General features: G+C 38.3%; 14 protein-coding genes. 9 read left to right on the plus strand and 5 right to left on the minus strand.

The genetic code is table 11. The annotated features are described in order from the left end of the window. Window positions 1-8 precede the first annotated feature (8 nt). Window positions 9-986, plus strand: a complete 978-nt coding sequence (locus tag MLC52_RS09050; RefSeq protein ID WP_434580120.1) for a 6-phosphofructokinase — start codon at window positions 9-11, stop codon at window positions 984-986. On the opposite strand, the gene MLC52_RS09055 is transcribed toward MLC52_RS09050, so the two are convergent. The 4 genes from MLC52_RS09055 to MLC52_RS09070 form a co-directional block, all read right to left on the minus strand. Continuing rightward, window positions 983-1,570, minus strand: coding sequence for a DUF302 domain-containing protein (locus MLC52_RS09055; RefSeq protein WP_151899850.1), 588 nt, complete (start codon window positions 1,568-1,570; stop codon window positions 983-985). The genes MLC52_RS09050 and MLC52_RS09055 overlap by 4 nt on opposite strands. 76 nt (window positions 1,571-1,646) lie before the next feature. Beyond that, window positions 1,647-3,863 carry a phosphoribosylformylglycinamidine synthase subunit PurL gene (gene purL / locus MLC52_RS09060; RefSeq protein WP_418640554.1) on the minus strand — a complete coding sequence of 739 codons (2,217 nt, stop codon included), beginning with the start codon at window positions 3,861-3,863 and terminating at the stop codon, window positions 1,647-1,649. Window positions 3,864-3,925: 62 nt separating this feature from the next. Then, a complete protein-coding gene (greA, locus tag MLC52_RS09065) occupies window positions 3,926-4,450 on the minus strand; it encodes a transcription elongation factor GreA (protein WP_151901487.1) in 525 nt (174 codons plus the stop codon). 12 nt (window positions 4,451-4,462) lie between these two features. Further along, window positions 4,463-4,789 carry a hypothetical protein gene (locus MLC52_RS09070; protein ID WP_151899848.1) on the minus strand — a complete coding sequence of 109 codons (327 nt, stop codon included), beginning with the start codon at window positions 4,787-4,789 and terminating at the stop codon, window positions 4,463-4,465. 144 nt (window positions 4,790-4,933) lie between these two features. Here MLC52_RS09070 and MLC52_RS09075 point away from each other — a divergent pair, with 144 nt between their 5' ends. From MLC52_RS09075 to MLC52_RS09105, 7 genes are read left to right on the plus strand one after another with little or no spacing between them, the layout of a single operon-like run. Beyond that, window positions 4,934-5,737 carry an HDOD domain-containing protein gene (locus MLC52_RS09075; protein ID WP_151899847.1) on the plus strand — a complete coding sequence of 268 codons (804 nt, stop codon included), beginning with the start codon at window positions 4,934-4,936 and terminating at the stop codon, window positions 5,735-5,737. Between the two features lie 5 nt (window positions 5,738-5,742). Beyond that, window positions 5,743-7,689 carry an RNB domain-containing ribonuclease gene (locus MLC52_RS09080; RefSeq protein WP_434580121.1) on the plus strand — a complete coding sequence of 649 codons (1,947 nt, stop codon included), beginning with the start codon at window positions 5,743-5,745 and terminating at the stop codon, window positions 7,687-7,689. After that, a complete protein-coding gene (holA, locus tag MLC52_RS09085) occupies window positions 7,682-8,650 on the plus strand; it encodes a DNA polymerase III subunit delta (protein ID WP_151899845.1) in 969 nt (322 codons plus the stop codon). Before MLC52_RS09080 ends, holA begins: the two co-directional genes overlap by 8 nt. 38 nt (window positions 8,651-8,688) lie before the next feature. After that, on the plus strand, window positions 8,689-9,096 hold the full coding sequence (locus MLC52_RS09090; protein WP_434580122.1) for a Fur family transcriptional regulator: 408 nt from the start codon (window positions 8,689-8,691) through the stop codon (window positions 9,094-9,096). Window positions 9,097-9,155: 59 nt separating this feature from the next. Beyond that, entirely contained in the window at window positions 9,156-10,082 is a 927-nt protein-coding gene (locus MLC52_RS09095; RefSeq protein ID WP_151899843.1) for a ribose-phosphate pyrophosphokinase, read from the plus strand. An 8-nt stretch (window positions 10,083-10,090) separates the two neighbouring features. Further along, on the plus strand, window positions 10,091-11,881 hold the full coding sequence (lepA, locus tag MLC52_RS09100; protein ID WP_151899842.1) for a translation elongation factor 4: 1,791 nt from the start codon (window positions 10,091-10,093) through the stop codon (window positions 11,879-11,881). A gap of 10 nt (window positions 11,882-11,891) precedes the next feature. Further along, window positions 11,892-12,470 (plus strand): ComF family protein, encoded by a 579-nt coding sequence (locus MLC52_RS09105; protein ID WP_151899841.1) that lies wholly within the window; start codon window positions 11,892-11,894, stop codon window positions 12,468-12,470. On the opposite strand, the gene MLC52_RS09110 is transcribed toward MLC52_RS09105, so the two are convergent. Continuing rightward, entirely contained in the window at window positions 12,462-14,483 is a 2,022-nt protein-coding gene (locus MLC52_RS09110; protein ID WP_434580125.1) for a hypothetical protein, read from the minus strand. The two genes, MLC52_RS09105 and MLC52_RS09110, sit on opposite strands and share 9 nt — an antisense overlap. A gap of 192 nt (window positions 14,484-14,675) precedes the next feature. Here MLC52_RS09110 and grpE point away from each other — a divergent pair, with 192 nt between their 5' ends. Beyond that, window positions 14,676-15,206 carry a nucleotide exchange factor GrpE gene (gene grpE, locus MLC52_RS09115; protein ID WP_151899839.1) on the plus strand — a complete coding sequence of 177 codons (531 nt, stop codon included), beginning with the start codon at window positions 14,676-14,678 and terminating at the stop codon, window positions 15,204-15,206. The last annotated feature ends 70 nt before the right edge of the window (window positions 15,207-15,276 follow it).

Genomic DNA, 15,276 nt, shown 5'->3' on the forward strand with positions numbered 1-15,276 from the left:
AAGCTATAATGAAGCAAAATATTGCCATACTCTGTTCTGGCGGAGATGTCTCCGGCATGAATCCGGCATTGAAAAGATTTGTTGAATACAGTTTACAAAATAATTTAACGCCCTACTTCGTGTATGACGGATACGAAGGACTGATTGACAACAATATTCATAAAGCGAGTTATTGTGATGTTTCGGGCATTATTAACCGTGGAGGCACTAAAATAGGAAGTGCCAGAAGCAAAAGATTTATGCAGGAGAAGTATAGAAACATAGCAAAACAAAACCTTGATGCATTACATGTAACAATGCTTATTGTGCTTGGGGGAGATGGTTCTTTTCGTGGTTTACATCAGTTTTACAAAGAGCATAACATAAAGTTTTGCGGTATTCCTTCTACTATTGATAATGATATTTCAGGCACAGACTACTGTTTAGGAGTAGATACGGCACTCAATATGATAAAATTCTCAATAGACTCCATCAGAGATACGGCATCTTCTTTCAAAAGGGCTTTCATTATTGAGACCATGGGAAACAAATGCGGTTACCTTGCACTTGTATCTCATTTGACATCCGGTTCTGAGCTTTGTTTAATTCCTGAAACAGCCTATAATTTAAACGCGTATGAGCAAAAATTCAAACAAGAGATACAAAACGGACGAAGATATTTTATTGCTATTGTAGCAGAGGGGATAAATGAGGATTCTGAAGAGATAGCACGATGGTTTGAAGAAAAAATCGGCATTGAATCAAGAGTAAATGTACTTGGTCACCTGCAGCGCGGAGGAAATCCGACAGTAAAAGACAGACTTATGGCATATAAATTTATTACGTATGCGATAGATGCTTTGCTGGATAATAAAAACGAAACTATTGTTTGTTATACAAAAGAGGGGTTCAGGTATAAAGAGATTGATGCGGTTGTGAATACACCCTATCAGTTAGATGAAGAGCTTATAAAATTTATAAACTCTCCAGAAGCAACAGGTGACTAGAAATCACCTTGTGCAGCACGAGCAGGAATTCCTTCCATTGCGTCTTTTACTTTTAAAGCAGCTTCCAGCATTTTTGGAGGTAACGGGTATCCGCCATGAATTGCAAGAGTCATATCCATACTGATTAAGAAAGCGTCTCCATTACCATAACGAACATACATAATTCTACATGGCATAAAACCACCATAATAACGTGAATAATTCAAGAATATTTTTGCAGTCGTAAGGTTACACAAAGACCAGATTCTTGCTTCTGCCACTTCATTTGGTTTTGCATCCTCTTTTGTATACATCTTAACATAGCCTGTAAGTCTCATGTTATACTCTTCAGTAAGTGCAGCTATTGACTCTTTTACATCATCACCGCTCACACCTTCTTCAACCTTCCACTCTTTCATCATTGCACGTGCAGGGTCACCGTATTTTGCAACTTTTGTAAACATTTCATCATACGCATCCATAGCTTTGTCGTCAAGTTTGTGTTGACTCGTAACTGCCACCCAGCCCATATGCATTGTAGAACATCCTGTTGCAAAAAATGCAACACTCAGTGCAATTATTGCAGTAATTATGTTTTTTCTCATTTATCTTTTCCTTTGTGATATTTTCGTGATTATTATATACCTAAACGGATTAAAGTTTTATAAGATTTTGCTATTACTATAAATCTTGTTCAACTATTTTTCTAAAAGTAGTAAAATAATTCTCTTTGAGGCTTTTTATACTCATATTTACATCATTTATTCGTACAGTATCTCCGCCGACTGTTCCAATTTTTTCAACAGACATTGATTCATCAAGCATCGCTTCAAAAGCTTCACAGTTTTCAGACTTTACTTCAATAATGGCTCGACTCATACTTTCTGCAAAGATATCCCGATCATCAGCAACACTCATATCTACATCGCAGCCAAGTCCGCTTGTGGCTGCCATTTTCGCTAATGCTATTGCAACACCGCCGCTGCTTGCATCTTTTGCGCACTCCAGCAAATGCTTTTTGTTTGCTTCTATAACCAAATCCCAAAGTGCAAGCTCTTTCTTGTAGTCAATTTCAGGTATAACTCCGGCAACAGTACCGTAAAGCTCTTTCATATATAAAGAACCGCCGAATTCTGATTTGCTTTCGCCTATCAGATAAAGCGCATTTCCCTCAGATTGAAAACTTGACATTAACACATTGTTTTCATCATCATTCACACCTACGGTTGCAATAGAAGGCGTTGGAAAAACAGAAACACCGTTTGTTTCATTATAAAGAGAAACATTTCCGCCAATGACCGGAGTTGTCAGCTCTGCACATGCTTCTTTTATACCCAAACAGCCTTGGCCAAACTGCCACATAACTTCAGGGTTTTCCGGATTTCCGTAATTAAGACAGTCGGTAATTGCCAACGGTCTTGCTCCGCTCATGGCAACATTACGCCCGGATTCAACAACCGCTGCCGCTGCTCCCATTTTCGGATCTATATAACAATAACGCACATTACAGTCAGCTGACATTGCCAAAGCTTTTTTATTCTCTTTTACGCGGATGACGGAAGCATCAAGCATGCCTCCGTTTTTAACAGTATTTGTCTGTACCATAGAATCATATTGTGTATAAATCCATGATTTATCAACTACTTCCATAGATTTTGTCAGTTTTTCAAACGCTTCCTGATTTGACACTCTGTCAAAATCATCAATACTTACTTTGTGAATATCATCAAGGTAAGCAGGTTTTTTCATAGGACGGTTCAGTTCCGGAGCTTCTTCACTAACAGGGTCAACAGGAACCTCAGCACATTTTTCTCCATGCCAAAAAAGCTCCATTTTTCCGGTATCTGTTACCTCGCCTATAACTGCAGCATCCAGATCCCATTTTTCAAAAATATCGATAATAGCCTGTTCTGAACCTTTTTTGGCACACAAAAGCATACGCTCTTGCGATTCACTGAGCATAAAATCATAAGGAGTCATATTTTCTTCGCGCGCAGGAACCTTGTCAAGGTGCATAATCATTCCCGAACCTGAACGTCCCGCCATCTCAAAAGAAGAAGATGTAAGTCCGGCAGCTCCCATATCCTGGATTCCGATGACATGATCCGTTTTAAAAAGCTCCAGACATGCTTCCAAAAGCAGTTTTTCGGTAAAAGGATCCCCTACCTGAACCGTCGGACGCAAAGATTTGCTCTCTTCGGTAAAACTGTCCGAACTCATAACAGCTCCGCCAAGACCGTCACGACCTGTTTTAGCACCTACATAAAGGACTGGATTTCCTGTCCCCTCTGCCTTGCCGTAAAATATTTCGTCACTTTTTGCAATTCCCAGAGTAAAAGCATTGACAAGAATATTTCCGTTGTAACACTCATCAAAACTGGTTTCACCGCCGATGGTCGGAACACCCATACAGTTGCCGTAACCGCCGATTCCCTCAGTGACACCGCGCACCAAATAACGCTGATGCTTGGAAATATCATCTTTGTTCAAAATATTGCCAAAACGCAGTGCATTCAAGTTTGCCACAGGACGGGCACCCATTGTAAAAACATCACGCATAATTCCGCCGACACCGGTTGCCGCGCCCTGATAGGGTTCTATAAAACTCGGATGATTATGTGACTCCATCTTAAAAACTGCCGCATATCCATCACCAATATCAATAACACCGGCATTTTCACCAGGTCCCTGAATAACCCATGGTGCTTTTGTAGGAAACCCTTTTAAATGGACTTTGGAAGACTTATACGAACAGTGTTCACTCCACATGGCTGAAAATATACCTAATTCAACCAAATTCGGTTCACGTCCTAAGATCTCTTTAATATGTATATAGTCTTCTTGCGAAAGCTTATGGTTGGCTAACTGTTCATCAATGTTTTGTAATTGTTGGCTCACGGGGGTTTCCTAAAAATTGGTTTTTAAAAATGAATTATATCCAAGCAATGGTAAAAGTTGTTTTAATGAAAAGAAAAATCACTTTTTGTGCGAATATTCTTTTTCAGAGAAAAGATATTTTTATACTCTATTTTTTCAATTTCATACTCTTTTATCTGATTTGGCAACCTGACTTTGACCTCGTCGCCTGCACTTTTGCCAAGCAATGCTTTTGCTATAGGAGAATGAACGGATATCAGTCCGTTTTCCGGTTCGCTCTCAAGCACACCGCATAAAGTATACACCTCTTCTTTATCGGTTTCAAGATCAACCAATGTAACGGTACTTCCAAAAGAAATACGTTCATGTACATGTAAAGAGGGATCAATGATTTGTGAGTTTTGAATCATTTTGTTGAGATAAAAAAGCCTTTTGTCAATAAAACGCAATTTCTCTTTTGCCGCCTGATAGTCAGCATTTTCACTTCGGTCACCAAGTGCGGCAGCTACAAGTTTTTCATGCGCCACCTTGGGTTTTTCAACTTCGAGCAGATATTTAAACTCTTCTGTAAGTTTATCATACCCTTCGATACTCATAGGTTCTTTCATCAACTGCTGTTCCTAATGCTCGTACCCTATAATATAATATGTTTCTTTATTTGGTAATTTGTCTGTTTTTACCTTGAATTTTCTGCTGAAATGCTCTATCTTTTCATGTGCTTCCTGTGCTAACTCAGGAGTAGGTGACTCTACTTTTATTTTAAAGTAATCTTTTGTATTGGATAAAGCGACATAGGCATTATTTACTTTGAGATGATCATTTAAATCCAAAATATGCTTCTCTATTTTTTCATATCCCGGAGTATTTTTTTGAATTCTTTTGAGTTGCTGCACCAAAGCTTCATTTGGTACATATCGCAGTTGCGTCAACATTGCATCATTTTGCATATCTGTTTCCTTCTAAAATTTTTATGAAAAATAATAACAGTTTTTTGTAAACAAACATCAAGAAAAATGATTACTTCAGTATGTATTTAGCTATTGAGACTATAATTACACTACAAAGACTATATTTAACAAGAGAGAAATTAAATGACTGAAGATATATTAAAAAAAATCAAGCAACTCCCGCCACTTCCGGAATCTGCTCTTCAAATAGAGAAAGTTTACAAAGATCCAAACTCTACATTTAATGATATGGCAAAAATTTTAGAAAAAGACCCTCTTTTGACAGCCGATATCCTTAAAGCGGCAAATTCACCGCTTTACGGTTTCTCCAGAGAAATAAATGCTATCAGTCAGGCAGTCGGTCTCTTTGGTATGGGTACTGTTCGCGGATTTGCATTAGCTTCAATCGTGAAAAAAAGCTTTGATCTTGATTTGTCGCCCTACGGCATTACAAACGAAATGTTCTCTGAACTCTCAAAAAAACAGCATGCGCTTACTACGGCCTGGTGTCTAAAAAGAGAAAACAGGCTTATGGGTATTTTATCCCCTGCTGCCTTTTTGGTAGAAATCGGAAAAGTACTTATTGCACAGCAGATTATAGCGGACAAAAAAGAAGCAGAGTTCAAAGCAGTTATGCAGGAGTTACAGGATGTTGAAGCTGCCGAAAAAGAGATTGTAGGTGTAGATACACCTGAAGTCAGTGCTACAATATTTGCACAATGGAAATTTGAAGAGGGACTTGTTGATGTTATACGCAACTGTCAAAACCCCGATGCAGCCAAGGAAGAAGATAAAAAAGCTGCACAGATTCTTCATGTAGTTCGTATCACTGTTCCTATAAACGGTGTAATCACAAACGAGAGCATTCAAGCTGCAAAAGAGTTAATAGAAAAATACGGACTTGATATGGAGAGTTTCGATCAAGCCCTGGAACATATAAAGAGTTAAATGCATTGAAATCACTACTTATACGACTCACTCATGGACTCAATGAACAAGACATCACGGAAGAGGAACTTCCTGTAGTACGCGAATGGCTTGCAAAAAAATACCTGACACACAAGCATAATATATACAAATTCAATTCCAAATACCGTGCCGGAGTTTTAGGACTTGTCCAAAAAGGAACAGCCTATTTACATGTAATAGGCGAGAATATTAAAGACCTCTATATCAATGAAAACAATCTCGGACTTGCCAATGAAGGGGATTTGGTTATTGCTCAGAGACTTTTAGGGCACAGAGGACAACCGAGTGCCAAAATAGTAGAAATAGTCGGAAAAGAACAGACTTACAGTGTCGCCTACATCATAGAAAAAGAGGGACACAAATCTTTAGTTGATCTTAAAACCGAGTATCCCGTCGGTGCTGAGATGTCAACAGAAGAGCTCAATAACTATGCAGTGGGTGACCTTTTTAAAGTTGACAACAATGAAAATAAAATCATGGAAAAAATAGGCAACATCAAAGACCCGAAATCTGATGAGAAAATTGTCCTTGCCCAGTTTAACAAGCATGATGCATTTGATGAGGAAGTTTTAAAAATCGCTCGCTCTTTTCAGCCTGTTGATGCTTCAAAGTATCCAAAAAGAAAAGATTTAAGAGATTTGACATTTTGTACAATAGACCCTGTGACTGCAAAAGATTTTGACGATGCCATCTACTGGGATGACAAGAACACAACCCTTTATGTTGCTATCGCAGATGTCAGTGAATATGTCACACCTTTTGGTCCCATAGATACCGAAGCAATCTACAGAAGTTTTTCTATTTACCTGCCGCATCGTTCTATTCCTATGCTCCCGAGAGAACTCAGCGAAACTTTATGTTCCCTTCAACCCCATGTAGACAGACTTGCTTATGTATTTGAAATCAAACTTGATGTAAAAACTCTTGAAGTCGTAAAATCTGAAGTGTATGAGGCACTTATGCACTCTGACAGAAGATTTAACTATGAAGAGATTGACCTCTTTTTAGAAAATAAGCTGCAGGCAAAAACAGAAGAAGAAACAGAGATATTTGCCTGGATAAAAAAGCTCAAAACAGTTACCGACAGATTACGGGCAAAACGTCTGCAGGAAGGTTTTGACTTTCATTCTACAGAAATAGAGATGACTCTGGATGAAAACACAAACCTTGTCGCCACAACCCTTGCCCAGGAGACACCTTCTCACGGACTTATAGAGGACTGTATGCTCTTAGCAAACAAAGAAGCGGCAAAACGTTACAAAAGAGGGCTTTTTAGAATCCACGAACCGCCAAGTCAGGCAAAACTTCAGAAGCTTTACCAGGAGTTAGCCGGCATAGGCATACATGTAGAGATAAAAAACACTATCAAAGAAACAATAGACTCCATCCAAAAACAGGCCAGAGAGATGGGTATTGAAGCGGAAGTGGATACACTGATTATTCAGTCCCAGATGCAGGCACGATACTCCCCTGTAAATGTCGGGCACTTTGGACTGGGTTTTAAAGAGTACACCCATTTCACCTCACCCATAAGAAGGTACAGTGATTTAATTGTGCACAGACTTTTAAAAGCGATTAACAGAGGCGACACACAGGAGCAGTCTTATGTTTTAAGAAATATAGAATCACTCAGTATGGCTATCAGTGAAAAAGAGCGTGAGGCTATGATTATAGAGTCCGAATACAAAGCACGCAAATATGCAAGATGGGCAGAACAAAACCTGCACAAAGAGTTTAAAGCAAGAATTACCTCTACAGATCCGGAACTGCGTGCCCAGTTGCATGATAAAATCATAGGTGCAAGACTGCATTTTACATCGGGTGCGGATGTAACACTTTTTGAAGATGTCATTGTTCGCATTGATAAAGTGAATATAGCAAGAGCCCGAATATATGCCTCTGTAGTCGGGAAAATAGAAAACAATGTATAAAAACGAGTTTGACAAACATATACAAAACAAGAGTATCTCCAACAGCTTTATCTTTTTTGGAGAAAGTACCTTCTTGATAGATATGTATACAAAAATGCTGACAAATATAGAAGAAGCAAATATTCTCAGCTATTACCATGACGAATATGATTTTAACTCTGCAAAGGCACATCTCTCGCAGGGTTCACTCTTTGGAGACAGAAATATCCTTGTCATAAAAAGCGAAAAAAAAATTCCCAAAAAAGAGCTTGATCTGTTTTTATCCTTATGTGACAAAAATACAGAAAATATTTTTGTCTATGCCTATTACGGATCAGACCATAAAACCTACAACAATAAAAAAGCTTTTGCCAAAACAAATGTCATGAGTGTAAGATTTTTTCACCCAAAAGAGTATGAAGCACAAAATATTATTTATGCCCTTGCCCAAGAAAAGCATGTCAATATTGATAAATTTACAATTTCCCATCTCTTAAAAATTCACAATGGAGATGTTGCGCTTGCATCGAATGAAATAGAAAAGTTTCGTGTTTATGACAGAGCCATTACAACAAAAGATGTTGACAATCTGGTATATGGACTTGCAAGTATCAACCTTGACGACTTTATAACAAAACTGCTTGACAAAAAAGATTTTCGTCCTGATTTACTTAATATACTCGAACATGGCGAAGATGAAATAAGAATTATTACAGCAATTACCGCCTATTTGACACAGCTTTATATGTTTAACATATATATCCGAATAAACGGTGCGCCTAATGCTTTAGAAATTTTAGGTTACCCTGCACCCTCTTTTGTGGTAGAACAAAAAGCCTCTGCTGCAATTAAAATAAAACCGCAGACATATGCAAAACTGCATGAATTACTCTTAAACAGTGAACTTCAGATGAAAAGTTCAAGTGGTGACAAAAGCGCGATTCTCTTTTCCAGCTTAATCCGATTACAAAAACTGCTTTAGAAAACTATTTTTAAATATTTGTAGTGTATAATTCTATTATGAATAATTATACAGATATATTACGTCAACATCATTTAAAAGCAACACCGCAAAGACTGGAAATTGCAAATGCACTTCATGACAATGGACACATGACAATAGAGCACCTGTATGAAGTCATGCTGAAAAAATTCAATTCTATCTCACTGGCTACTATTTATAAAAATATTAATCTTATGATGGAGAATGCTTTTATACAGGAAGTAAAAATTCCAAATGAGAAATCAGTATTTGAACTGACAAAAGAAACACACTCCCATGTAATCTGCAGACAATGTCATACAATTCAGGATATTGTACTGGACCTGTCACAAACTGCCCAACTCGCTTCACAGACTTCTCATTTTAAAATTGACAAAGCCGACCTGGTTTTATCCGGACTTTGTCAAAAGTGCCAAGAACTTTAACATATACTCAGTACAATTGCTGTATAATACAACATTAATTTTTCCAAGAAGGAACTCCTATGCGTGGTTATAAAATTTTTGCAGGATCTGCCAGTGTTGATTTTGCGAAAGAAATTTGTAGTATTTTAGATATTCCCTTAGCGAAAGCTGATGTTAAAAAGTTTAGCGACGGTGAAATTTCGGTCCAGATTGCAGAATCTGTCCGTGGTCGTGATGTATTTATCGTACAGTCAACCGGTGCTCCCTCAAATGACAATCTTATGGAACTGTTAATTTTGACTGATGCCCTCAAACGCTCATCAGCTTCAAGTATTACCGCTGTTGTTCCCTACTACGGTTATGCGAGACAAGACAGAAAGGCGGCTCCCCGTGTCCCGATTACGGCTAAGCTTGTAGCAAACCTCTATGAAACTGCCGGCATAGACAGAGTCGTAACTATAGACCTGCATGCCGGACAGATTCAGGGATTTTTTGATATTCCGGTTGACAATCTTTACGGTTCTATTACCTTTGAGCAGTATATAAAAAGCAAAAACCTCAAAAATCCTATTATTGCTTCTCCTGACATCGGCGGGGTTGCGCGTGCGAGATACTTTGCATCCCGAATGGGTCTTGAAATGGTTATCGTTGACAAACGCCGTGAAAAAGCAAATGAAAGTGAAGTCATGAATATCATCGGAAATGTCGAGGGACATGATGTTATTATGATAGACGATATGGTTGACACGGCAGGAACAATGGTCAAAGCGGCCACTGCTCTTAAGAACAAAGGAGCTGTTTCTGTGATGGCATGCGCTACACACGGTGTTCTCAGTGGAAATGCTTACCAGAATCTTGAGAACGGTGAGCTTGATGAGCTCATTATAACCAATACCTTAGAATCAAAACCTCATTCAAAAATAAAAGTCTTGAGTGTTGCACCACTTTTTGCCGAAGTAATTCGCAGAGTCTATCACAACGAGAGTGTGAACAGTCTTTTTGCATAGGAGTATCATTGAAAAATATTAGGAACTTCTCAATCATTGCCCATATTGACCATGGAAAAAGCACCTTGGCTGACAGAATCATACAAGAGTGCGGTTCTGTTACCGAGAGAGAAATGGGTACACAGATGATGGATACCATGGATATAGAACAGGAACGCGGCATTACCATCAAGGCACAGTCCGTTCGCCTTGACTATGTCAAAGACGGGGAACATTATATTCTCAATCTTATAGACACACCGGGTCATGTTGATTTTTCTTATGAAGTGAGTAAATCTTTGGCATCTTCTGACGGAGCCCTGCTTATCGTTGATGCCGCACAGGGTGTTGAGGCACAGACAATTGCCAATGTCTATTTGGCGCTTGACAACGACCTTGAACTCATTCCCGTTATTAATAAAATTGACCTTCCTGCCGCCGATCCTGATAAAGTCGCCGAAGAGATAGAAACTTCTATAGGTATTGATGCCACAGATGCTGTCCTTGTGAGTGCAAAAACAGGCGTCGGGATTCGTGACCTTATTGATGCCATTGTTGAGAGAATTCCGGCACCTGTCGGTGATCCGGATGCACCTACCAAAGCAATTATTTATGACTCCTGGTTTGACCAGTACCTTGGTGCCCTGGCACTTGTACGTGTTTTTGACGGAGAAATTAGAAAAAATCAGACGATTAAACTGATGTCAAACGGTGAAGAGCATCAAGTCCTTGATTTATTATATCCGCATCCTTTGAAAAAAATCAAAACACAGGCTATAAAGAGTGGTGAAATCGGCATTGTAGTCTTAGGGCTTAAAGAGGTAAGTGTGGTGAGTGTCGGTGATACCATCACTGATGCGAAAAATCCCACTGCCCAACCGGTTGGAGATTACGAACCTGCTAAACCTTTTGTATTTGCCGGACTCTACCCTATAGATACCGACAAATTTGAAGACTTAAGAGATGCACTTGACAAACTCAGACTCAATGACTCCTCCCTCTCTTATGAACCTGAAACATCTATAGCACTCGGTTTTGGTTTTCGTGTAGGCTTTTTGGGTATGCTGCATATGGAAGTCATCAAAGAGCGTCTGGAGAGAGAATTCGGACTTGATCTAATTGCCACAGCCCCTTCGGTTGTCTACCATGTGTACCTTAATAACGGGAAGATGGTAAAAGTGCAAAACCCGTCAGAATTGCCCGAAATCAATCATATTGACAGAATCGAAGAGCCTTATGTGAAAGCCACAGTGATAACCCCCAGTGAGTATCTAGGGAATATCATGAATCTTTTGGTCTCAAAACGAGGTATCCAAAACAAAATGACCTATCTCAACGAAGAAAGAGTAATGCTTGAGTATGAAATACCTATGAATGAAATAGTCGTGGATTTTTATGATACGCTCAAGTCCATTTCAAAAGGCTATGCTTCTTTTGACTATGAACCGACCGAATTCAAAGAGGGCGACCTTGTCAAACTTGATGTCAAAGTTGCCGGAGAGGTCGTGGATGCGCTCAGTGTAATTGTCCCGCGAACCTCTGCGCTTTCTCGCGGGCGAACACTTGTAAAAAATATGAAAGAGCTTATTCCCCGTCAGCTTTTTGAAGTAGCCGTACAGGCATCACTGGGCAATCAGGTCATAGCCCGGGAAACAGTCAAGTCAATGGGAAAAAATGTTACTGCCAAATGTTACGGTGGAGATATTACCCGTAAACGCAAACTCCTTGAAAAACAAAAAGCAGGGAAAAAACGAATGAAATCCATAGGCAAGGTGCAGCTGCCGCAAGAGGCTTTTATGTCTGTTTTAAAAATGGACTAAAGCAGATTTTATGAAATGTATAGTGTGTGAAAGTTATACTTTTACACACATATGTTCCGCCTGCCAGACAAACTTTCTCTCCCCTGCTCTTTACAGAAGAAAACTCCCTAACGGTACCGACATCCTCTCTTTTTACAAATATGAGGAGATAAAAGAACTGTTGTTTACGAAACATACCGATATCGGTTTTTATATTTATACTATTTTAGCAAAACTCAGCTTTAAAAAATTTGCCAAAGAATTTCATACAAAAGAGAAATATCTCTCTTTGGCAATAGATGACAAAAGTACAAGTGGCTATTCGCACACAGCACTGTTAAACCATGCACTTAAAACATACAATATCCGTCCGCTTTACAATAAACTTCGGGCACAAAACAGTGTTTCGTATTCGGGTAAAAGCAAACAATTCAGACAGGAAAATCCAAGAAACTTTCAACTGAAAAAGTTCAAAGATGATGAGAGTATCATTTTAGTTGATGATATTATCACAACAGGGCAAACACTTGCACAGGCCTGTACAAAAGTTGAAGAACAGGGCCAAACCGTCAGTTTTTGCCTTACCCTGACTGATGTAAGTCTAAAATAATCCTTTCAACAGATTTCCGACATCTTTTCCTATTCTTTTTTGTATCTCTTTTTTAATCGCTTTTGTTGCCTCCTTTTTGATAATCTGCTTTGCATCTACCCCGATTTTCGGTCTGTTGATATTTCCTTTTAGCGTAACACTCAAAGGATTGCCGTTCGCATTAATATCAATTTTTGCATCAATTGTATTGGCTTTTGTGTCAATTTTTGTATTTTTTGCCACAATGGAAGATGTATTTGACTTTAAATCCAACGAGGCAACAATTTTTTCTTTCTTTATTTTTGCATCTACATCTCCTTTAAAACGCTGTTTATACAGGTCTATATGTGCATATTTTTTTGTCAAGTCAAGTACCTGGTTAGGCATAAACGTACCATCGAAAAGCAATCCTTTAAAGTCACCTTTTTCATCTGCGAGATTATAAAGAAATTTTCCGTCTACAGAGGCCTTGAATATTTTAGGATACAGCAGCATATCAAGAACATCCAAAGTCTGCAGTGATTTTAAATTTGCAACAAAGTCATCATTGTGCAGTTTTGCATCAAGTTTGCCGCCGGCTATATTTGAAAAAAGTGTAAAATCCAAATCTTTTGCTTTTTTCAGTATTCCATTGGCAGCCAAAGCACCTTTGAGATGCCGTTGCGTTGCAAAATAGAGTTGCTCAAGATTAGGAATTTTTACGGTATAGTCCGTCTGCAAAGAAGCCTCTTTTGTATCAAAACGTGCTTTTTTAATCACAAAATTCGCAAGCGTTGAAGAAAAATTTAATTTCGTGTCAATGATATTCTTACTGAGTACTGTATGGGTTTCAGCATGAAACTTTGTTCTTGGCATCATACTTTTAAATTTATACGCTTGGGTAATGTACCTTGTGTCTGCCAGCCCCTTTGTAATCTGAGATGTCACAACACCCTGCAGATTTTTCGGATCAGCATTGCTGATGTTCACATGCATGGTAAACAGCGCATCTGCATAATGAGGCTGTTTGAGCATATAAAGCAGTTTTTGAAGCTTGAGACCTTTTATATCCGCTTCAATGCTTTTGGGTGCAAAATCATGCAGTGTTGCTGTAAATGCTGTGTTTGAAGCAGCCAAGTCACTTTTTCCTTTGAGAATCATTTCTTCTTTATTGCCGACTACTGTTCCGTTGAGATTTAATTTTCCTCTTATATCAGCCGAAGTTATCGGTTTTAAAACAGCCAGCTCTTTTACATGTAATGCGTATTTTGCCTTTACATGTAACGGTGCCGGAACTATATTGCCTTGCGATGTCATTTTGGCAAGGTTAGAATTGAGATTATATCTATAATCAATTGCATCGCCTTTGAGCTTTGCATCCAAATTCATTGCAAATGCTGTTGGAGGAATAGTAATATTGAAATCTTTTTTCATCACGCTTGCGTTTAATTTTCCATTTTTTGTAACAAGAAGAATATCACCGTCAAGTTGATGCGGCGTAATGTTTGTAAAATTGACATTCAGATTCACCTGGGCACTCGCATACGGTTTTTGATTGATCATATGCAGTAAAGAGGCTAAATCGGCACGCGCTACTTTGGCAATAACTGCAGTGGGACTGAAGTCTGTCATAACAATTTTGTAGTCTGTTTTACTTTTGGCAACATCACTCTTTCCTAAAACAGTAAACAGTTTGTCATTCCCCTGTACCCTTCCCTCTGTAAAAAAGGCATCCTGCAACTGCATTACAGTCAAAGGCTGCAGCGTTGCCAGTTCTCCTAAATCAACACTGTATTGTATATCAAAAGATTTTGAAAGAATCGAATAGGTTCCTGCAGCTTTAATTGTATTGTTCTCATTTAATTGCAAAATTATTTGAAAATCACTCATTGATAAAGAAAAAACCTTTAGTTTAGAATCAAGTTTCGTCTCTTCTCTGATTTTACTCTCTATAGCGGGTTTTATCAATGAATTGCCAAAGCCTGTAAAGAGTATGACATACACGAAAATAAATATACCTACAACGCCAATAAAGAACCAAGTTAAATATTTCATAATATTTCTCCATAAATTTGTAGTATAATAATACTCAAGTGAAGCTTCATTACAGTTTTAAGAAGATGAAAACAAACTTGACAGGATGTGACTAAAGTTATTTTATATAAATCACACAACCATTACTTGACATTATTACACTCAATGTGTATAATACGTTATCTTTTCAAGAAAAAGGAGATATGAATCATTATGTCTGAAAAAGAAAATACAAATAATAACGAAATAGAGAATGATGAAGTCGCTGCTGAAGCTGAAGCAGTTGAAAACGAATTAGATTTACTGCAAAAAGAACTGGCAGAACTAAAAGACAAGTATGCACGTGTTCATGCTGATTTTGACAATATTAAAAAGAGACTTGAACGTGAAAAATACACTGCGGTTGAATATGCAAACGAAAAATTTGCAAAAGATATGATCCCTGTAGTGGATTCTCTTGAGATGGCCCTGCAGTCTGCTAATGCAGATGCCGAACCTCAGGAACTTATAGAAAAGCTCAAAGAGGGTATTGAACTTACACTCAAGCAATTTACTACAGCACTGGAAAAACACGGTGTAACAATGGTATCACATGAAGAGCCGTTTGATCCGAATATTCACAATGCCGTACAGAGTGTTGACAGTGATGAAGTTGAAAGCGGACAGATTGTCCAAACCTTTCAAAAAGGTTACAAATATAAAGAGAGACCATTGAGAGAAGCTATGGTTGTTGTTGCAAACTAGCTTTGAGTAAATGCAACCTAGGTTGCAAAAAAAAAATTTAAAAGAGCGTACAATTACACTGTTTTAAAAA

The sequence above is a fragment of the Sulfurimonas sp. NW15 genome, assembly GCF_051132285.1.
Lineage (GTDB): Bacteria > Campylobacterota > Campylobacteria > Campylobacterales > Sulfurimonadaceae > Sulfurimonas > Sulfurimonas hydrogeniphila.